The organism is Weissella sp. ESL1139, from assembly GCF_058506735.1.
This window is the reverse complement of record NZ_CP196375.1, coordinates 723,775-743,686: the sequence shown is the minus strand read 5'-3', so window position 1 is coordinate 743,686 and position 19,912 is coordinate 723,775. Positions and strand designations below refer to the sequence as shown.

Annotated in this window: 22 protein-coding genes; 8 read left to right on the top strand and 14 right to left on the bottom strand. The window is 40.8% G+C overall.

Annotated elements, in window-relative coordinates; translation table 11 throughout:
- Positions 1-65: 65 nt before the first annotated feature.
- Genes ACSYSF_RS03455 through ACSYSF_RS03440 form a run of 4 tightly spaced genes read right to left on the bottom strand, consistent with a single transcriptional unit; the run spans position 66 to position 3,249 of the window.
- The gene (locus ACSYSF_RS03455) at positions 66-284 is read right to left on the bottom strand and encodes a hypothetical protein (protein WP_489868495.1); all 219 of its coding nucleotides are present in this window, start codon (positions 282-284) and stop codon (positions 66-68) included.
- Positions 285-2,237 (bottom strand): type IV secretion system protein VirB4, encoded by a 1,953-nt coding sequence (locus ACSYSF_RS03450; RefSeq protein ID WP_489868494.1) that lies wholly within the window; start codon positions 2,235-2,237, stop codon positions 285-287.
- 28 nt (positions 2,238-2,265) lie between these two features.
- On the bottom strand, positions 2,266-2,910 hold the full coding sequence (locus ACSYSF_RS03445; RefSeq protein ID WP_489868493.1) for a hypothetical protein: 645 nt from the start codon (positions 2,908-2,910) through the stop codon (positions 2,266-2,268).
- Positions 2,911-3,249, bottom strand: coding sequence for a hypothetical protein (locus ACSYSF_RS03440; protein WP_489868492.1), 339 nt, complete (start codon positions 3,247-3,249; stop codon positions 2,911-2,913). It abuts the gene before it with no gap.
- 355 nt (positions 3,250-3,604) lie between these two features.
- Between ACSYSF_RS03440 and ACSYSF_RS03435 the strand changes: the two genes are divergently transcribed.
- Both ACSYSF_RS03435 and ACSYSF_RS03430 read left to right on the top strand, forming a co-directional pair.
- Complete coding sequence (locus tag ACSYSF_RS03435) at positions 3,605-4,405, top strand: ParA family protein (protein WP_489868491.1); 801 nt, start codon at positions 3,605-3,607, stop codon at positions 4,403-4,405.
- Positions 4,406-4,415: 10 nt separating this feature from the next.
- On the top strand, positions 4,416-4,691 hold the full coding sequence (locus ACSYSF_RS03430; protein WP_489868490.1) for a hypothetical protein: 276 nt from the start codon (positions 4,416-4,418) through the stop codon (positions 4,689-4,691).
- 137 nt (positions 4,692-4,828) lie between these two features.
- Here the strand turns inward: ACSYSF_RS03430 and ACSYSF_RS03425 are convergent, their stop codons facing one another.
- The 9 genes from ACSYSF_RS03425 to ACSYSF_RS03385 form a co-directional block, all read right to left on the bottom strand.
- Complete coding sequence (locus ACSYSF_RS03425) at positions 4,829-5,347, bottom strand: hypothetical protein (protein ID WP_489868489.1); 519 nt, start codon at positions 5,345-5,347, stop codon at positions 4,829-4,831.
- On the bottom strand, positions 5,347-7,683 hold the full coding sequence (locus ACSYSF_RS03420) for a pLS20_p028 family conjugation system transmembrane protein (RefSeq protein WP_491737252.1): 2,337 nt from the start codon (positions 7,681-7,683) through the stop codon (positions 5,347-5,349). Before ACSYSF_RS03420 ends, ACSYSF_RS03425 begins: the two co-directional genes overlap by 1 nt.
- Positions 7,684-7,701: 18 nt before the next feature.
- The gene (locus ACSYSF_RS03415; RefSeq protein WP_489868487.1) at positions 7,702-10,791 is read right to left on the bottom strand and encodes a type IV secretory system conjugative DNA transfer family protein; all 3,090 of its coding nucleotides are present in this window, start codon (positions 10,789-10,791) and stop codon (positions 7,702-7,704) included.
- Complete coding sequence (locus ACSYSF_RS03410; protein ID WP_489868486.1) at positions 10,788-12,674, bottom strand: AAA family ATPase; 1,887 nt, start codon at positions 12,672-12,674, stop codon at positions 10,788-10,790. The genes ACSYSF_RS03415 and ACSYSF_RS03410 overlap by 4 nt, the downstream gene beginning before the upstream one ends.
- On the bottom strand, positions 12,671-13,270 hold the full coding sequence (locus tag ACSYSF_RS03405) for a hypothetical protein (protein ID WP_489868485.1): 600 nt from the start codon (positions 13,268-13,270) through the stop codon (positions 12,671-12,673). The genes ACSYSF_RS03410 and ACSYSF_RS03405 overlap by 4 nt, the downstream gene beginning before the upstream one ends.
- The gene (locus tag ACSYSF_RS03400; protein WP_489868484.1) at positions 13,267-15,507 is read right to left on the bottom strand and encodes a toprim domain-containing protein; all 2,241 of its coding nucleotides are present in this window, start codon (positions 15,505-15,507) and stop codon (positions 13,267-13,269) included. The genes ACSYSF_RS03405 and ACSYSF_RS03400 overlap by 4 nt, the downstream gene beginning before the upstream one ends.
- Complete coding sequence (locus ACSYSF_RS03395; RefSeq protein WP_489868483.1) at positions 15,497-15,751, bottom strand: hypothetical protein; 255 nt, start codon at positions 15,749-15,751, stop codon at positions 15,497-15,499. Before ACSYSF_RS03395 ends, ACSYSF_RS03400 begins: the two co-directional genes overlap by 11 nt.
- Positions 15,752-15,942: 191 nt before the next feature.
- Positions 15,943-16,326 carry a hypothetical protein gene (locus ACSYSF_RS03390; protein ID WP_489868482.1) on the bottom strand — a complete coding sequence of 128 codons (384 nt, stop codon included), beginning with the start codon at positions 16,324-16,326 and terminating at the stop codon, positions 15,943-15,945.
- Between the two features lie 29 nt (positions 16,327-16,355).
- The gene (locus ACSYSF_RS03385; protein WP_489868481.1) at positions 16,356-16,859 is read right to left on the bottom strand and encodes a YqxI family protein; all 504 of its coding nucleotides are present in this window, start codon (positions 16,857-16,859) and stop codon (positions 16,356-16,358) included.
- 382 nt (positions 16,860-17,241) lie between these two features.
- On the opposite strand from ACSYSF_RS03385, the gene ACSYSF_RS03380 reads away from it, so the two are divergent.
- The 6 genes from ACSYSF_RS03380 to ACSYSF_RS03355 all read left to right on the top strand — a co-directional run bounded on the left by ACSYSF_RS03380 (position 17,242) and on the right by ACSYSF_RS03355 (position 19,398).
- The gene (locus ACSYSF_RS03380) at positions 17,242-17,496 is read left to right on the top strand and encodes a hypothetical protein (RefSeq protein WP_489868480.1); all 255 of its coding nucleotides are present in this window, start codon (positions 17,242-17,244) and stop codon (positions 17,494-17,496) included.
- Positions 17,497-17,498: 2 nt separating this feature from the next.
- Positions 17,499-17,930 carry a hypothetical protein gene (locus tag ACSYSF_RS03375; RefSeq protein WP_489868479.1) on the top strand — a complete coding sequence of 144 codons (432 nt, stop codon included), beginning with the start codon at positions 17,499-17,501 and terminating at the stop codon, positions 17,928-17,930.
- Positions 17,930-18,115, top strand: a complete 186-nt coding sequence (locus tag ACSYSF_RS03370; RefSeq protein WP_216814446.1) for a hypothetical protein — start codon at positions 17,930-17,932, stop codon at positions 18,113-18,115. The genes ACSYSF_RS03375 and ACSYSF_RS03370 overlap by 1 nt, the downstream gene beginning before the upstream one ends.
- 8 nt (positions 18,116-18,123) lie before the next feature.
- Complete coding sequence (locus ACSYSF_RS03365) at positions 18,124-18,324, top strand: hypothetical protein (protein ID WP_489868478.1); 201 nt, start codon at positions 18,124-18,126, stop codon at positions 18,322-18,324.
- A gap of 340 nt (positions 18,325-18,664) precedes the next feature.
- On the top strand, positions 18,665-18,946 hold the full coding sequence (locus tag ACSYSF_RS03360) for a hypothetical protein (protein ID WP_489868477.1): 282 nt from the start codon (positions 18,665-18,667) through the stop codon (positions 18,944-18,946).
- Positions 18,947-19,155: 209 nt separating this feature from the next.
- A complete protein-coding gene (locus ACSYSF_RS03355; protein WP_489868476.1) occupies positions 19,156-19,398 on the top strand; it encodes a hypothetical protein in 243 nt (80 codons plus the stop codon).
- Positions 19,399-19,737: 339 nt separating this feature from the next.
- On the opposite strand, the gene ACSYSF_RS03350 is transcribed toward ACSYSF_RS03355, so the two are convergent.
- Positions 19,738-19,830 carry a putative holin-like toxin gene (locus ACSYSF_RS03350; protein WP_219843355.1) on the bottom strand — a complete coding sequence of 31 codons (93 nt, stop codon included), beginning with the start codon at positions 19,828-19,830 and terminating at the stop codon, positions 19,738-19,740.
- Between the last annotated feature and the right edge of the window lie 82 nt (positions 19,831-19,912).

Genomic DNA, 19,912 nt, shown 5'->3' with positions numbered 1-19,912 from the left:
AACACAAGCAGTATTGGCACTAATATTTTAACCCAAAACCAAACTGTAATGGCTTTTTTCATGGCCTAACCCCCTATCGCTTGTAACAGCAACACGATGGCAAGCACTAAGAAAATCACGACAGTGATTAAGACTAAACGTAACGTGCGTTTCATCACAGCTGGGTCATTTTTTGGCCATTCACCGGTTGCCTTGTAGCGTTGATAATCTCGTTCAGCATCCGCTCGAATGGTACTGGGTTTATAACGATTCAAACGGTTTTTATTGTGCTCTTTTTGACTCATTTATATACCTCCACCATACATCCGTAATTGGTCATCGGTTGGCCGATAGGCTGTAATAAAAATCGACTGGAAGCCTCGCAGAATTAATAAGAATTGCCCCACTTGTAGCATCGGTAACGTATCTAATTGATCTGACGTGGCATCTGAACGACTCGTCACACTGGCATATCGATTTTTGTCATCTTCTGGCAGCCGGCCAATATGATGATTTTGGAAACGATTGAAAAAGTCGGTCATGGCACGGGCTTCTTCCGAATCTTGTTGTTGCCCAGTCGGTAATACATTCTTTAAACCGGGGAAAATCATAAACAGCCCAAAGTAATTCTTACGTTGTTGTTGCATCATCTTATCAGCAAATGAAATCCCTAACGGGTTCGTATAGTTAATCACGTCATCCGCCTCATCCTGGATCCACCAGAAGTATTTCGGCGCTGCGGTCCCATCAGCAACGGTTTGTTTCGTAAATTCACCACGTTGTTCTCTTGCTAATTGTTGGTACCCATTCATGACCACATAGGCATTCATCAATGACATAATACTAAAGTATTGCGCAGCGTAAACTTTCGGTTCCCATTCTGCCATACCTGACGTATCAAACATAATCAATTGTTCGTCTGACAAATCAGGCACATCCGTATGACCATTCACTTTTGAGCCATATTGATTCAAAAGATTATTTAATACCATGACAATATTATCTAAACGATCCCGGTTATTGCCGGTAAAATCTCGCGCATTTAGTTGGCGAGCTTGTAGATAGCTAATAAATGTTTCCAAAGTTGGATAAGCGTTAGCATCTAACCCAATAATTCGTAATTCTTCGGGGTGATCTTCAGGTGAATATGACCACATCTCTTGATCTTCAATATAAAAGCGCCGTAATTCATCCATAAACAAATTTAACTCACCCACACCGGCTTCTGGATTTAAGGTAGCATAATACGTTTTAACTTTTTCCAGATGTTGTAAAAAGGAATTAATCACATCAATTTGACCATGTTCATCTAACACTGTACCAAAGACATGCAAGATATTAACCCGGTTTTGGGAACCGTCCATCGTTAAAATTAAGCCCCCCAATTGTTGAATGTGAGGAAAGTACCGGCGAGTACGATCGAATAACCAAATCGTGTCGCCACGAGCAAATAACGGATCCAATTGTTGATGCATCCAGGTTGATTTACCTGAACCAGAATCACCAATAATTAAGTTATAGGCCGTGGTACGATGTTTACCATCCGAATGACTCGGATCAAAAGTGACCTCACCCCCTTGAAAAGTTGTGGCTAAATTGGCACCCCGTGGATCAGCCAAAAAGGTTTGGTTAAAGGCATACGTGCCGGCCAATGAATAAGATTTCATAGGGAAGCCCTTATCTTTAAGCGCAATATCTTGTACTTTCATCGCTGGCATAAAGAATTGGCGCATATGATTGGCCATTTCGCCAGCATAGACCATTGATTTATAATTACTCAAACGTTGTCGAAAATCATCTAGTTTCATACGCAGTTTTTCAATCGTTCGTTCCGTAAATAATACGCGCACGTACAAGCGTTTATAGATTTCTTGCCCATTCAAGGCATCATTCAAATCGGCCATATTTTGTTGGTACTCATTGCCGGCCAACAACTTGCGTTGATCGTTTTGCCACTTATCCCCTAAAATCGCATTATTGGCATTCGCCGCATCTTGTAAGGCTTTTTCCACTTTGGCCCGTGATTCAGTTCCAACCTTCAAAATCGTAATCGTATTTTCCGTATCTAACAAATTGCGGAACCACATTTGTTGTTGCGTTTCTTTGGGATAATCATAAATCGTGACAATCGTGCCAACGCCATTTCCGAAATGAATATAGTCAGAATGATAAATGGTGGGACTAGGATTTTGGACCTGCCAGATTAAATCTAAATCATAACCTTGATTACGTAGTTTTGCCGCCACACTTTTTTTCATATTTGCGCCTCCTTTAATTTATTGCGTTTTATTGATTTAATTGTTGCGTCGGATCTTGTAAAATCTGCAGCATCGTTTGTTTTTGCTTTAATGACATCGGTTGGGCTGTAATCGCCCGGCCACCAGAACTGATAAAGATTTCTCTAGCGGTCCGAGTTTCTGCTGCCGATTCACCATAAATAAAAGCCGTATAACTTTGATGTTTTACGTTTTCGGCAACGTGGCGCAAGCTGGCCATTTGATCCGTGACTAATTGATGTCGCAGTTGTAATTGCCGATAACGGCGTTCATCTGTGGTTTGCGCCATTTCTTGATCAATGGCTTGCCGATTAGCCAACCAAGCCCGTTGTTGAATGGTGGTTTCAGCGGCCATCCGGGTGATGATAATATCAAAATCACTGGTAAACGTATTGAGTAACAAATGGTAATCACGGATGATATTTGAGGCACCTTCGGAACCCACACCATATACGAAATCTAAGTCTTTGCCATAAATCGTCAACATATCCATATAACCGTCATCTTGTTTATCATTACCGGCTAACACCAATAAATGATCCTCACCTTCAAAGCGTTTAAACGGTAATGAATCCAACAAGTCAACTTTTGGTCGTCGTAATTCAGCCACTTGTTTCAACGACAGATTGTGCTTTTTTTGTTTTTTAAACCCCATTTAATCCTCCTTTTCCAATGGCATGCATTTCATTGAGCCGTGCAGACCTTGTGAACTGACCGTTTTAGGACCGCGTACAAAGACTTCATCAATCACTAAACTATTCGGATTGCTGGGTGCCGGTAAGATGGCATAAATCGCTGTGACCACCATGACCACCAGGAAGAAACCTTTTGAAAATGTCAATTGATATGAAAACGCTTTGGATAGCATGATATAAGTAAACATGAAAAAGCCCCCTAATACCGCTAGTCGTTCAAAATTTAAAAATAAAAGTCGTGGTTGTTTTTGCCAGATATTGTTACCTGGTGAAAATTCACGATAGTTATAACCTTGCATAAAAATGCCACCTTTCAATAATCTATTTCTTTGATTAACTACCTTATCGTAACGAATTTTATAAGCCTTAGGGAAAAGTGAACCATTTCATACAACTTTTTTGGATTATAGTTATTAAACATTTTTGTGCGTATACGATTAAGCATCATATTGCGTATGCTTCACCACATACGCTTACGTATACTCATGAGTATGTTTAAACATATACTTATGCGTATGATGTTAAGTATGTTTAAAGATATACGTATCGTATACGCTTAACAAAAGCCTGGTGTTATACTGCTTATATCGACACATTATTTCTTTGATTAACTAACCAAACTTTCATTTTGACAACTAAACAAGTGAGAAAATAATGATGCAAATTATGACATTTACTGGATCTAAGGGTGGCGTCGGTAAAACCACGCTGGTCTTTAATTACACTGCCTGGTTAGCACAAAACAATTATCATGTGCTATTAATCGATGGTGACTTTCAAGCGAATTTAAGTGCCACATATGATTTAATTACCAACGAAAATACACTATTAGATGTGTTTATTGGCGGTGACCCTGTTATCCGACCAGTTACCCAAAATATTGATTTATTACCAGCTTCACCCAATTTGGATCGCGTTGAAGGCTTAATTCAAACAAAAATGTATCGTGAATATTTATTGATGCAATGGATGCGTCAACATACAACGCAAATTAAAGCTTATGATTTTATCTTGATTGATACCCACCCAGAATTTGGTTTACTCACAAAAAATATGATTGCAGTCAGTGACGCCGTCATCGTGCCATTGGAACCTAGTGAGTATGGATTTAAACAACTCAAAACGCAATTTGAACTCCGTATGGCTGAATATCGACAAGACAGTATCGACCCTCGGACGGGCGTCAGTGATATTGATGCGAAGGTTTATTTTATCGGTAACAAAATTCAACACAATACCATTGAAAGTCGCCAGTTTCGTGAAGCATTAGCAACGATGCCAAATGTTATTGCCCAAATTGACGCCCGTGAAATCATGCGTAAATCAACGGCCCAAAAACAAGCCGTCGTTGAGATGTCTGCCAGTACATTAAGACAGTATCCCGGCTTTAAAGCGCAGTTAATAACCCAATTCACGAATATGACGCAAACTTTGCAAGATAGTCAACATAATTAGGAGTATATTTATGTCATTTAATTCAAAACAAACCACTAGTGACCAACAGATGAAAGAGGCCTTTGCCCAAAACCCCGTTCGCCAACACAACGTTGCTGATTTAGTAGCCGGTCTTAATATCAATACCAAACCCACGAGTGAACGCAAGCAATCAGTATCCATTACAATGACCCCCACGATGAAACAGGAATTAACAGCTCTTGCGAAGCAAAACGGTTATGCGGGCTTATCAAGTTTTGCCGTTGAAATTTTTCAAGCCATCTTAGAGCAACAATCAAAAGATTAATTAAGTGCATAATAAAAGGCGTTCAACACGAAATTCATGTTGGACGCCTTTTTTCATATGGACAAGTATACGTAATCGTATAACATTGCGTATACTTGTAATTATACTTAGCGTATACGTTTAAGTATATTGTATCATTAACGAATCAAATCATTGACATTTTCTTTAACATCGGGATCTTTCTGTGCTTGTTCGGGACTATTAAAGTACCAATTAAAAGCTAAGTCAGGATCATAGGTCATATTTTCGTTGAACTTACTGTTGTCAAAAAGTGCCGTATGAATCTGACCTAGTATACCGTCACCTTTCACTTTATCGATCAAGCGTTTATCGTTAAATAATTGATTAGTACCTAATTTAGTTTTTTCATTATAGTTACCTTCTGGTAGATGATTTTTGGCCTTACCATTTTTATAAATAAAATAATGTTTTATTTGTTTTGCCGACCAAGTCGTCCTATATAGCGTTGGATCATCTTTCCGTAAATGTATATAATGACCTGCCGGCGCTTTTTCAAATTGTTCATCAATTGCCAGTTTGCTAAAAGCTTCGTCTGATAAGGGTTGATTATGTTTATAGATGCCATATGAGACACCACCTGTCACAACTACGAGTGTTGCAAGAATACCAATAAGCCATTTGATTTTGTTACTCATCATCTACCTCCATTATCTTTTGGGACTGAACGTTGTGGATTAGCTTTCTTCGGATAGGCTTGACGCAAATCATTTTGGACTTCTTTTTCAAGTTTACTATACACAGTATTTGATGATTGCTGGGTAGCTGACGTCTGTCTAGTTGGTTGACCACTCGTTTGGCGACTCGTGCTATTTTGTGTTGTCTGACCAGCATTATTGGCACGTTGATTAGGTACTGGTTGACTAGTTATCGATTGATTAGTTGGTCGTGTTGGTCCCGTCGTTGGTCGCGATCCTGAACTCACTGACTGTCCTGGCATTGCCGCTTGAGATGTGTTTGTTGGTATTGTTCCACTTGATGTGCCACCCGTTACGCTTGTTGGTGGTTGTTGGCTACCACTACTTTGACTAACACTACTTGCTGGCGTTGGTCTAGGTGGTGTCACGGCTGGCTTGGCTGCATTTTGCGGGCTACCACTAGGGTTTGTGTTACTTTGTGATGCTGGTTGACTGCCACTGTTCATCGCATTATTAGGTACTTTAAGTCCCGGTTGGTTATTAGTGCCTGTGCCTGCACTCGTACCATTAGTTGTACTAGTTGTTTGACCGGTCGTTTGACTTGACTGACTCGTGGTTGCTGATTGACTGGTACCGCTACTACTATTACTTAATGAGTTACTTGGTTGCGTACCCGGATTATGCGCTTGGGCGGGTGTACGTAAACCATTAGGACTAGCCGTTTGACTAGCCTTTCGAGCATCTGTCCCCGGCGCTTGTTGTCCGTTATTCTCACCTTTGTTCATAGTCTCATGAGCACCACCACCAGTTGCTTGTGATTGATTGGCAGCTGCATTAACGGGCAAGCCAGTTGCGCTGTTTTCTGAACGCGTCGTCGCACTATTTTTTTGCTTTCCTGAACTTGTGACATCACTACCGGATTTTGCATTGGCACCTGCTTGTACTGCTTGTTGCGTCGCTTGATTATTCTTACCTGCTTGGGCAATCTTGGCTTTCATCGACTGGGCACTACCCACCGCTTTTTTACCACCTTTTGCGGCACCACGCGTCACACCACCAACCATATGTGCTGCTGCACCCGTGACGCCCTTAGTGGCTCGACCCACGGTTGCCCCTGTGGCTGCTGCCCCAATTAAACCACTAGCAGTATTACCATGACCGGTTGACATACCGGTCCAGTCATCAATCAAAGCAAAACCAGAAAGTAACCCTTTACCAGCAGCCAACAGCAAGGCCACACTGATAATCGTATAAGGTCCCCACGAAAGTGCTTGCTTATTAATCGCCGTCATACCCCATTGTACAAATGCAAAGAACAGAATAAGGTTCAACGGCAACAACGCCATACCAAGTATGCTACCTTCCATCACATGTAATATCTGCATTGCTTTTTTACCTTCCATATCACGAAAGGCTAAAGCCAGTAAAGTTAATGAATAGTAAGCCAGTCTGAAGAATCGGACAATTAATTCAATAATCGCCAAAAATCCAATAATCGCAAAGACAATTTCGGCAGCGATAATGCCAATCCAATTCACCTTTACCCGTGGGTAAACTTCTTCAGTTCCTTTTAACCACCCGCCTTTATCAACTTTTTCAGGAGTACTTTCCCCTTGTTTCTTTGTAAAAACGTCCTGTGATTGTTTATTTTTAATAGCATTTTTAGCTTTATCATCAATAGTATCCGTAAAAATTGACGACTTAACGATGGCATTCGAGGATGTTTTTTTAATCGGACTATAATCGTGAATATTACCCTCTTTGACTTTAAAGTCCGCTTGCGCCACCTTTTTAAGATCAACCGAATTGTTTTGCCAAATATCAGTTAGAATACTGTGGCCGCCTTTTTGTGCCAACGAGGTATTCGTTCCTAACATGGCCTGATTCATGCTTTTTGCAACCTTAGTTCCTCCTGAAATCAGCATGGGCACCAGGGCAATGATAATAATAGCCGTGACAATACCCGATGGCCATTCTTTACCCCGTCGACCTGACGTTAAATTAAATTGGATTAATTGAATCGCCATCATGACTGCTAAAATAATAATCCCAATCATGAAAAATGTGCCAATATACTGGGTTAAGCTATACCCTGAAATATCTTGACCCGTGCCATCGGATTTAGTAAAAATCGTACTAAACTGGGCTAATTTCCAAGCAGCATTCCATGCTGTTAGAACCGCATTGGCCAAGTCATAACATAAATCGGCAATTCCTTGGCACATCATCTGTAAGACCGACAAAAACATCCGGGATTTTGGCTGTAAATAGTCGGCCCATGACTCATAAAACGCATTGGTGGGCCCATTTACTGGCAGTGGTACCAATCCTATCATGTGCATTTCCTCGCTTTCTTAATTTTCTACTCCTTGTGGATCACGTAATTCCGCAATGTTCATCATCAAATTAAAACAACGGTCATCATCAGCTAGAAAATCGCGTATTGCTACTTGCTTGTTTAAGTCTGGATGTAGTTTAAAAAATTGGTGATTCACGGCATCCGCTTGCACAGCTGATTTTGCTGAATCCGCCATTATTGCTGGTGTATCTAAAGCGTCAGCAATGGCATCTTCCACTTGTTGCAACAAATGTTTGTTTACCGTGTCTACAACGGAAATAAGACGCTCATTAGCATGTTGTGCAAATTCACGTTGCCAGATCGTAAAATCGTCAACTTCTTCGTCATCGGATTCACTAGTAACTGATGTTTGATTTTCATGACTGTCAGTCGTGTCCTGGTTTCCATCTGTCTTATTATTTTCACTAATATTACCAATCTCGTCATCATCATTTACACTAGCTAATGTTTGGTTTTGCTCTGCTACCTGATCAGCATCCGTTGTAATCTTTTCTGGATTAACTTGCGCAGCTAATTGTTGATAGTAGCCACTGTAATCTTGGAAGATATCTTGATAACTTAAATGCTTAGTATTGTTCTTAATCCGCAAGTCAGTGGTGTAGTAATCCAAACGATAAGTTTGACCAATGAGGTCACGCGCATTGGGCATCAACGTTTTCCCGGTATCAAAGATTGGCAGTGGTCGAATACGGCGCCATTTTTTATCGTTACGTTTGGCCGTACGCATAATCACCATTTCTCCATCGTTCAACTCCTCTAATTCTTTGGCTGATAACAACGGCATCTTATCAATAGAAACCTGACGATTACCCTTGTCCTGTTGTTGTTCACCCATCTGTGAGTTCACAATTTCCTTTTGCACCTCAATCTCACCTAGACGATCCGAAACGGCTTGGTTGGTATCCCGGTCTTTGGTTTGAATGTGGAATTGCGTCAACATATTGTTCATGATTTCTTTAGCTTCTGACTCTGAATAATGTTTAGCGACTTGCACATCATCTTGCACATACATATCAACAATATGACCGTAGGTTAAGCCACGGGTTAAGAAATTATCAAATCCCGGAATGCGGGGGAACATAGAAAACTCATTTAACTTATAGATAATCTGCCGGTCCATTTTTCTTCTTGTAATCTCCGAGGCAATTTGTGTATTCACGGAAAAGACTTGCCCTAAGAACAAGGATGCAATTGCAGCATAGTTATCATTACTTTGGGGTGTGACGATAAACAAGGCTTTAGGCTTTTCTGAATAGCGCAAGCTAAAAGTTGCCGCCTCATCATTGATCAACTGTTGTTGCAACGGATAACTCACCACCTGTTTAACCGGGCGTTGACTCTGTGGATCCACTTTAATTTGGTGATTCAACTGACGTTTAATCCGTTTTTCACCACTAATTTGCAGCCATGATTTTTGTAGATGCTTGGGATTACCTTTATCTGCAAAATGAATTTTGATTAACCAATCATCCGGAAAGACGTTCTGGAACGGATATTGGATAACCCCGGCACGACTGACTTTTACAGCATCTTGTTCTAGGTAGTGACCTTGCGCTTGATCATCTTGTCGTTTATAAAGTTCGACCATGGCAGTTGCCCCAGCGTAATCTGTTGGTACATTAACTTTTAACATACGAGGGAAACCATAATCAGATATTTGGATGGTTGAACGTGACGTTAAACGTGCCACGGTTTCTGACGCAAACAAACTTGATCGACTTTGTAAGGTAAACATGACGGATGATTTCGTATCACCCGTTGCACCTAAGTAAGAACCAGCTTTTAGGATGGCTTCGTTAATAATCGGTGGCATTGGGTCTAGTTTGCGTAGCATATTAAAGTATTGCGTTAAACCGTCCAAATTTTTATCCTTGGAATCATTAAATTGATTAACTGAATTAATAAATTGTGGCACGCCGGCTGGCGTGGCTAACGTTTGATCATCCTGTTCCATCGCTAACCATAAGAGAATCAAAATAATCGCTAGTTGCGTATCTTCAGCGGTTTTATCCCAAATATCATTCCCACCTTCAGACGAACTCGATGACCCAATAATTTGGACAATCACCATGGCTTCATCACGTGCCTTATCTAATTCACCGGCCATTGCGTAATTTAAAGCAACTTGGAACGGGTTCCATGACTCGGACCAATCTGTATCAGCAATGTTGAGTAATTGCACTTCGTAACCAGCTTTTTGAAGTGGTACAAATGACATCTTGGCATCTTCATTTTTCGCATCAGTATCAATAATATTGGGTTGGATTTCGGCCCGTCGCATAATATCAATAAAGATATAGCCTCGTCGTTGATCCTTACCAGAACGGGTGGCCCCGGTAGTAATGGCATGCGTGGGTTTAGGATCAATCCAGTAGAACCCTTGAAAACCACCTTCAACGGTCAGTTGCGCATCAAAATGCTTGCTTAACAGCGGTAGTTGCATTAATCGTGGGCGCACTTGCTGGTACCATTTGGGAAAGCTTTCGCGATTTAAGCCCAGTGGGGCTTTGACCACTTGTTTTAGCCAAAGGAACGGATGCAATTTGAAAAAAGCAAACGCATATCCCGAAATATGACTAATTGGTTGACCCGCTGGTCCCTTGTAAAACTTGTTCCGATCGGGAATTAACACATAAGTGCGTTCAATTTCATTTAGTGTCGCCCAGCGGTTTTGATTAGTTGTGCGATCACCAAATTTTTGGACCCAGTCATACCAATTTTTAACCCCTAACCGGCAGAAAATCGCAAACATGACCAACATAATTGCCCAAATGATGTAAGACTGCTCATGTAAAACGCCGCCTGATAAGGAAAACATCACATATTGCTGTAAATAATCCCAACTGAAAGTGGGTTTAAAGTAAACATTGAATAGATTTAAGGCCATATTACCGAGACCTGATCGAATGATATACCATAGTGCTCCGGCTAGTGTACCCACGAGTAATGCCACCACGATTCCGACTACACAGTAACCGACGAATATAACTAATTGGAACCAGAATTGCCCGCGCAAGCGAATTTGGCTCTGCTTTTCATATGACCGGGCTTGCTCATAACGATTCCCAAACCATTCTCTACTCATGCACCAACCTCCTCTTGTTTAATGAGTAATTCTGCTTGTGTAACGACGGCTTGCCAGCTACCACGTGGATGCGTCGCATCCGGTGGATTCCCCCAGGCGCGAAAGACAAAAGAATGCCCATTCACTTGACCGGTCCGTCGTTCATGTAAGATCGCCGTTGCCATTTGTGATTCGACAAATTCCATGATGGCATCATCTAATGGTCGTACACCTAGACTTTTGCGATATCCTTTATCTACTAAGAAATCAATCAATGGATGCGTTTCAACCACCTGATCATTCACAAATTCTTGCCCACTGGCAAAACTTGGAATTAATTGACTGACGTCTTGTGGCCGATAAACCAACTGATAACCTTGTCGTTGCGCTTGGCGATTAAGTTTGGTTAATTTCAAATCAATGATCCGTTTCACATCCGACACTTCTAACGGCTCAAAAATAATGGTCGCCCCAATACGACTGATAAATTCTTGCCGTAAATCAGCCCCTAACAAGGCATTTTCAAAGTTTTTACTGAAGGTCACTTGATGTTGTGGATCATGACGATAACTCTCACTTTTAGCGGCTCGTTCGATAATTAATTGATGACCAATATTGGTGGTCATGACAACAATTAAATCTTTAAAGTTAATCGTTTGGCCGCGTTCATTGGTTAAGCGCCCATCATCAAGGATTTGGAGCAATAAATCTAAGACCATCGGGTCCGCTTTTTCAATCTCATCCAGTAACAAAACTGAATAGGGATTAAATTTAACGGCTTCGGCAGCCCTTTCCGCAAACCGCGCCATTGATTGCTTGGCAAATTTAAATTCAGACATATCAAAACGAATTAATTGCCGTTCGTCCCCAAAGTAATGCACCGCTAAGGCTTTAGCCGTTTCCGTTTTACCGACACCGGGTGTACCGGCCAGCAGAAATGATAAGGGCTTACTCATATCACCTAAACCAGCAGCACGGACACGAATACTCGTAACAATTTTTTTCAACGCGGCATTTTGACCAATCACTTGTCCCTGCATCCGTTCGTATAATTGAAATAAGCGGTCATCATCTTGTTCCGTTAAAACTGACATCGGCACCCGGTAACGTTCATTGATGATATTGGCCACATCTTGGGTTATTAAGACCGAACGGTCATTCATTTTTGCCTCAACTAAAGCGTTATCTAATAAGGTAATGGCCTTTTCCGGAAAGAAATGCGTGGTAATGTAGCGATCAGAAAACTGAATGATCGTCTCAATCACCGCATCCGGTACGGTTAGATGCTCTGGATTAGCCGCAATAATACGTTGTAAAGTGGTCCGGGTTTGTGCTGGTGTAAATTCATCCAGCATAACTTTATCAAATCGGCGTTCCATGGCATTATCCGCTTCAATATATTGTTTAAATTCATGATTAGTGGTTGCCCCAATGACTTGGATCTCACCACGACCGATGGCAGGCTTTAAAATATTCGCTGCATCCATACCAGACGTTCCTTCAGCACCCGTTCCAATGAGTTCATGCATCTCATCAATAAATAACAAGATTTGCGGATTGGCTTTGACTTCCGCCACCAAATGATGCAAATTGGCCGCAAAATTATTGCCTGTCGTATTTGACATTAAACTGGCTAACTCTAATGAGTGCACCTCGCGATTAACTAATGTGCCATGTAAACTCGCATCATTGGTTAAAATCCGTTTGACCAGTTCTTCAACTAGCGCCGTTTTACCAACCCCGGCTTCACCTAAGACAGCCGCACTATTTTTCTTATGTTGATTTAAAATTCGGACCAAACGCCCTAGTTCAACATCACGACCAAAGGCCCCATACTCGGTTGGGTCTGCCGCAATTAATTGGTTTAAATTCGTGGTAAAGACATCTAAATAACTGGTTGTCATGCGTCATCATCTCCTCCCAAGGGTAAATCATCATCTTGACCCGCAACGCGGGTTTGTTCTGACAGTGAAACAGTTTTAGTTGGTTGTTGTTGTTGATTTTGTTGTAACTGGGCTAATTCTTCAGCCGTAAAAAGTTGTTCAATCCCTTGTCCTTGTTGACGGGCTTTAATATTAGCTAAGCGTTGTTGCGCTTCTTGATCCAGTTCGGTTTGAATGTCTTGCATCAATGAGTCATCTTGTCGAATCGCATCTAAGCGTTTTTCCAGCGCTGCACTAGCTTTCTGTGTATCCATAAAATGCTCTCCTTGTAATTCCATGTTCTGCGTTGCTGTTAAAGTCGGGACTAAATCCGCTGGAATGACTTCTGCATCAACAGGGAAAACATTAACTAATGTCATTTGTTGATCAGCAGGCTGCATCGTAAATTCATATGTTTCATTTAAAACGGGATCACCCGCTGGAAATAACACATGATAGTGTTCAGCCGTGACGGGTAATTCTAATAATCCGTCCGCTGCTTGTTCAGTATCCACGCTTAACATATATAGTCCGTTGCCTTGGGCAATTTGGACTAACTTACCTTGTATTGTGGTCATCTTGCTTGTCCTCGTGTTTTCGTTTCATTGGCTTGATCTTGGGTAACCTGGTTTGTGGCCATTTGCACAGCGGTTGGCTGGATGTTAGGCACCGCCCGCCGGGCATTCGTTATTTGTTGGCCATTTGTGAGGCGATCTGATAAATAATTTGTGATTGACGTACTCGCTCTGGTCACATCGGTCATTAGATTAGGTGATTTCTCTTTTAGGTCGGAAAATTCCTTTAAGTGATTAGTCCAATCACTCATATATTTTTCACTAATATCACCAGGTTCCACGCCGACATTTTTTAAGACCACATAACTGGTCATTTCAGCTTGCAACTCTTGCACCCCGTTAGGGATATTGTCATCACTTTGTTGATGTAACGCCGTGTGACCCATTTCATGCGCTAATGTGGCAATCCGATCCGTCACGGGTAAATCTGGGCGTAAAATAATCGTTGGTTCATCCGGTTTTTGCCGATTAATGGCCGTGGCCCCTTTGGCCACCCCGTTACTGGTCATCGGCTTATGATCCGCTAAGAATTTAATTGCCCCTTGGTCTTGGTCAACCACGCGGGCATGTTGTTCATCTTGGGCATATTTTTTAAGCGTTTGATAAACGGTTTCCAAATGTTCCGGTGATTGATCAGTGGCTAAATTAACCGGCCGGTTGGGTAACAACTTCGGTAAGTCATCCAGCTTCGCATTCGTTTGCTTGACGTCAAACACCGTTTCAATTGGATAATGCTTGACTGTACGCGTTTCTAACTCACCAGCTTTGGCTTGTTGGCGCTGTTCAGCGGTGGCATCACGCCAGTACACACGATCACCTTCGGGAGTCACAATACTTTGCAAATTCTTAGGAGCGCCATAAATCTTCAGTCCTTTTTCGCCCTTATTAACTTGAATGCCCCGTTCAGCAAATTGTTTATACCCCATGACGATGGTGGCATCTTGCCGTTGCCCATAAATTAGCAATGTATTCCGGGGTGAATAGTTTTGGCCCTGGGCCACAAAATCCAAATAGTTTTGCACTTCTTTGGGATCATTTTGATAATTTTGTACACGCGTCAAAGCATCTTTAATAATTTGTTCATTCCGTTCACGACTTTTGCCCTTACGGTCATCACGCCGTTGTGCACGCGTCTTGCGTTGTGGTTGCGCAATTTGCTTGTCATCAGTCGCTGGTGCCGTTGCTTTAGCAGCTGGCTTAGCCTGTTGCGTAAACGTTTCTAACGCCTCTAATTGTTGTTGATTTTCAGCCATTGTGAGTGTTTTAATCCCAGCATCATGGGCTTTTAATTGATCGTTCCAATCTTTACCTTGCGTCGGGATTTGCCGACTGTTAGTCATACCTTCAAACTGCAATACATTAAACGGTGCAGCCGCTTTAAACCCGGCTAAATCATTATCTGTTGCTAAAACGAGTTGCTTAGGTAAATGTCCATTTAATTGATTCATCCGATCTAATTGGGATAACACCTTTTGGTGATCCGTCCCCGATAGTGATAAAAAAGTCGTATTTTTATTTTGGGGTTCTGTAAAATGCAGCTGTGCATATGAGAGCGCATCAATCGGTGATTCAAAAACAATCAACTGATCAGCTCCATTCCCGGTGCGAAAATTATACCCGTAACGGGTATCGGATCCAGCGGCGACTTTCTTTTGCGTCCCCCGTTTCCCATATTTTTCAAAGTTAATTTCCGTTCCTTGCTGATCTAGCCCAACGACTTGGTCGTTTTCATCATGCCATGGAAATAAAATAGCTGGTTTTTGCCATTCTTTTGTCTGGCGGTCCTGTCTTGGCTTGCCTTGTTTGATAAAATCAGCGTTTGCCAGACGTTGCACAAACGTGGCATCAAAGCCTCGTTCATTTACCAAATAATTTTCTGAATTATTCGTCGTTTGCGCAGTACGCCATCTTTGCCAATTAAATTGATAATTGTCTGTTGTTGCGGGTGTTTCGTACTTCGTTTTATCGGCTGCATCTTGCCCATTGTAATAGCGCCCATATTCTGACCAACGGACCCACGCTTCTTTCGGAGTGACCTCCTCATAAGCGGCAATAAAGTCACCTAAATCGCCTGATAATTGCTTTGAGTTCCAAAAAAAGACGTTTTTATCAGTATTAATCACACAACTATCGTGATCAACCAGCCGCACACGATTGTGTTCGGTGGTGTAATCAATCCCTTTATAATCTAAATACCCTTGAATGGGTAACGCCTTCATGGCGGCACGATTAATGGTCATCTAATTCACCTCCATCCGCTGTTGTCGACGTTGTGGTGTCAGTCGGTGTAGCTTGGGCAATAAACTGCTCAATCGTTCCTAAATCATCAGTGTGTAAATTATCTTGTAACTTTTTAACTAATTCTAGTTGAACTTGTTGCTTTAATTCGCCCACTTCGCCTTTTAAGGCCTTAACTTTAGCCTCGGCATTGGCTAATTCGGTTTGTTTCTTGTCTAAACGCATTGCTAATTTCTTTGATACCATGTGTGATCTCCCTTAAAAAATTATTTTAATTTCTTGATTCTAGGGTTATCGTAACGAATTTTATAAGCCTTAGGGAAAAGTGAACCATTTCATACAAAGAAGATTTAAAAATATTTTATTAAAAGTATAAAAAACACTCCACAAGGATTTGCGTATTTTCATCCTCATGGAGCGTATTCATAATTTTATTTTTAACTACCTATTATTTTTATTACTTGGTGATAATAATCGTCAGAATAAGCGATTATACACGATAATATCCACCTTGTATCACTATCAGTTATTTTTATTCCCAGTAGTTGCTGAAAATCATACATAATTTGTGGAATTGATTTCGGTCCGTTCTGTTTATTAATATAATCTAAAATCTTTTTTTTATTATCTCGACTACCAGTCAGCGTTAATGCTGTCTGCCCTAAATCATATATCTCTTCTGATTCAGTTATTGAAGGATTGTCATCACTGAGTTTAGCTGATGTAACATTACAGGCATTCTTATTGTCACCATCCTTCAAATAAACAAGCTTGCCTTTTGGTGATAAATTATCATAAATGTCATCATCTTTAAATAACATAACTTTACTCCACTGTCTAATATTTTATATTACAATAGTACTTTTTCAATAGCCCATCCTATTGTAGAAGCTGCACTATGGGGAACACCTGCGCTAATTAAAGCTTGAACTACTGCTCCTCTAAAACCACTACTTACACTTTCTAATGTATCAGCAATTAAATCAGCATGCTTTGATAAATATTTTGCAGTATCTTTATTCAAATACTCTGTAACTACACTTAGAGCTTTACCACCATAACGCAATGCATAAACTAATGCTGTCTTTTTAATGCCATAAGTTGACACTACTGGCTGTCCTGCCTTATTCAAATCATCTAGATAGACTTGTTGTCTACGCGTTGATAAATTATTATAAATTTCATCATTTTTAGAAAATGTAGTCGAATACTCTTTAAATTCAGTATTCACTTGAGTTGATTTTGAATCAGAATCTGCGTTAATTGTCATAACTGGCGACGAAAATATTCCTAACCCTAATCCAATAATTGATAAAACACTAATATATCTAATTTTCTTTGTAAGATTACTCATCCAAATACCTCCAATTAAATTTCATTATCGATTTTGAATTCCAGCGTATCAAAATATTTAAGTTAGTTCAAATTTTTTGAATTAATACCCCAGACCCCGCAAGCGGGGGTCAAAGCAGGCTTACGCCTGCCACCACCTGATGTCACTGGGCCTGCCTTATGTGCCCATCATTTATAGCATGACAGCAGTTAGTCCTAAGTCGCCAGCGACTAAGGACAACTAGGACCAAGCACAAGGGTAAATAGCACGGCTACGCCGCCCTTGTGCTTGGTCCCGCTATCTGCTAAAAATTTCCCGTCACAACGACAAACCCAGCAACAACAGGTGGTTGCTGGCAGAAAAAATTTTCGGCACGCCTAGTCAACATTAAAGGAGTTTTACTATGTCTCAAAATTTAACCGATTTTTCATTAACGTTTTTAGCCTGGCGTGGTTTTCGACCCACACCGCTACCTTTTGCAAATGATAATTTTGCTGATATTGATTTATCAACTGCAGAAATTGATAACTTAATAACCGCTTTACAATCAGCAAAAGCACATCATGAACAAGTAACCATTCGTTTAAGTAATGCCGACTATGAAAAAGATGTCGAAAGTTTAAAAACATTGCTTAAATACGCTGAACAAGGAGAATAACCATGACTAAAACTTATTATGATGATTTTACAAAACTACCCATTGCTAAAATGGCACAAGCTATGGCAGATATAACCTACGGTTATCAAGAAACCAAAGTCCCGAAAGAACACTACAAAAAAGCTTTAGGAACTGGTTATGAAGAAATGGTATCGGCAAACGTCAGTGTGAAACTGGTTGAAACGATTTACAACATGTTAATTGGCTTACAAAAAGAGAGCCCCCGGTTATTCTTTCAAGCCTTAGTTTTAATTGATACCGGCGTTAAACCCAGTACTATGTCAGCTAGTCAGTATCAAGCGTTATCCGTTGCCACTGATGAATTTGAGCAAGCAAAAAAGGCGCATATGTTAAATGAACAAACACATACAACCTTTAATGAAGTATTAGAAAACGGCACATTGTATCATTTTAAAAATGAAGGAGACGACTAATGAAAGTCCGTATTTTATTTGAAGAATATCGTCAAAAAGAAGTGACCCTTGAATTAACCCCTGAAATGAACATTGATGATTTAAGTCAACAAGCTATGCACATGTACGACAACGGCGAGATTATTCTAACCCCAGATGATACCCAATCGGTTCATCTACATGTTAAAAACGATTTTGAAAGGTAAGTGAAACCATGAAAAAAGAAATTTACGTTACGTTTGAAGAAACCCTAACCCGTACCGTTGCCCTAACGGTCGATAGTGAAAATGACCTTGACCAACAAGTAAGACAAGCCTATCAGAATGAACAAGTCGTATTATCTGCGAATGACTTAATGAATGCCCAATATCTCATCAGTACGCCAACCACTGACAATGGTTGGGTTGAAATCTAAATTACCGGGGCGCACTGCGCCCTTCCCTGCGTGCCCCAGTCCCCGCAAGCGGGGCTCCCTTGTCCCCCCCGAACCCCACCGGGGCCAAACGGTTTCGCTCGGCGCAACCGTCTTAGATTACTACACCTTTCTTTTTGCCATCCAAACCCTAATATAGGCAGTGATTGCTAAGGGCTAATGCCCTAAGCAACACTATGACCAATGACAAGGGTAAATAGCACAGCTTCGCTGCCCTTGTCATTGGCCAGTGCCTATATCACACTTCTCCTGTCAAAATGAAAGTTTGGTTAGTTAATCAAAGCCAATTGACCAACAGAAAAATTTTTAGGGAGGCAACTACATGATAAAGACAACCGTTACAACCCCAGCAAACACCTACCAATTATGCGTTCAGCAACACTGCAATCAAGTTTCGGTTGATATTGACGCCAACACTCCCAATTTAGCAGCAGCAACCTTTCGGTTAACGGTCAGTGATACCACTATCGCCCACTATTTTGTAAATTATTTAGGTAGTATCCTAGCGATGGCGTTTCAAGCCACCATGTCTGATGCCCATTTTCTATCAAATCTGCAGCGAATCATTAATCAAGAACTGCCTAATTGGCAACGTAGCTATTAAAACTGAACATCCACTATAAAAACTGAATCATGTTATATTAATCCTAGGAATGTGGCCGCCTAAAAAGATCGCTCTGGCAAAAAATGCTCCTTTAATGCATGACAACTTATCTCACAATAAGCTTGTTAACACCTGTGTGCCAGAACCCCTGACTCATCGTTGAGTTAGGATACATATGTCATTAAGAACCGACAGAAAGGAGGCCCCTGATGCCCTACTTCATTTTAATTATCTTCTTTGCCATCTTTTGGGTGTTGCTTGGCTGGACAGCCAAACTCGTCGCCTATATATTTGGGATTATTTTAGGCATTGCTAAGTTAATATTAGGACTATTAGGCAAGTTATTCATGATTTTATTAACGTGGTTACTCTGTGGCATCGCCTTTTGTCTTGGTTGGTCATGGCGTTACATACGCAATAAATGGCAACAATATCATCTGAATCAATCCTAAATTTGCTGAATGGTCTAGATTGTGAAATTTCGCAAAATTTTTGCTTGTGAAATTGGCTGCCAGCTAAAAAATGAGTTTGTGAATTGACGTGATTGCACAAACCACTGGCAAGCCCGTCAAATCAACAACTTACGATATGGTATCTTATGTCAACTAATATTGGTATAGGTGTTATCAACTTAAAATTTGGGGATTTTTCATGACTATGTTATAATTTATTTGTAAACAAAAAGCCCCGTGCTACCAACACGGAGCCCAGGTTACTTCAATGGTGACTGATTTTAAATTTAAGTTAAAACCGCCAGACTCGTCAAAGTGATAGGCGGTTTTTAGTTTGTCTTACTTCTTGTTGTGGTTGTCGATATACGTCAACAACGCTAACAAGAAAGTCGCGAACAATATCACTAAGGACATTGCATCGTGAACAGACATTTCTGGCTGATCCTCCTTTCGTTAGATTTTGGTGTCCATGAATTGCATTCATAGGCATCACCCTCTTTCTACTAGAAAGTCA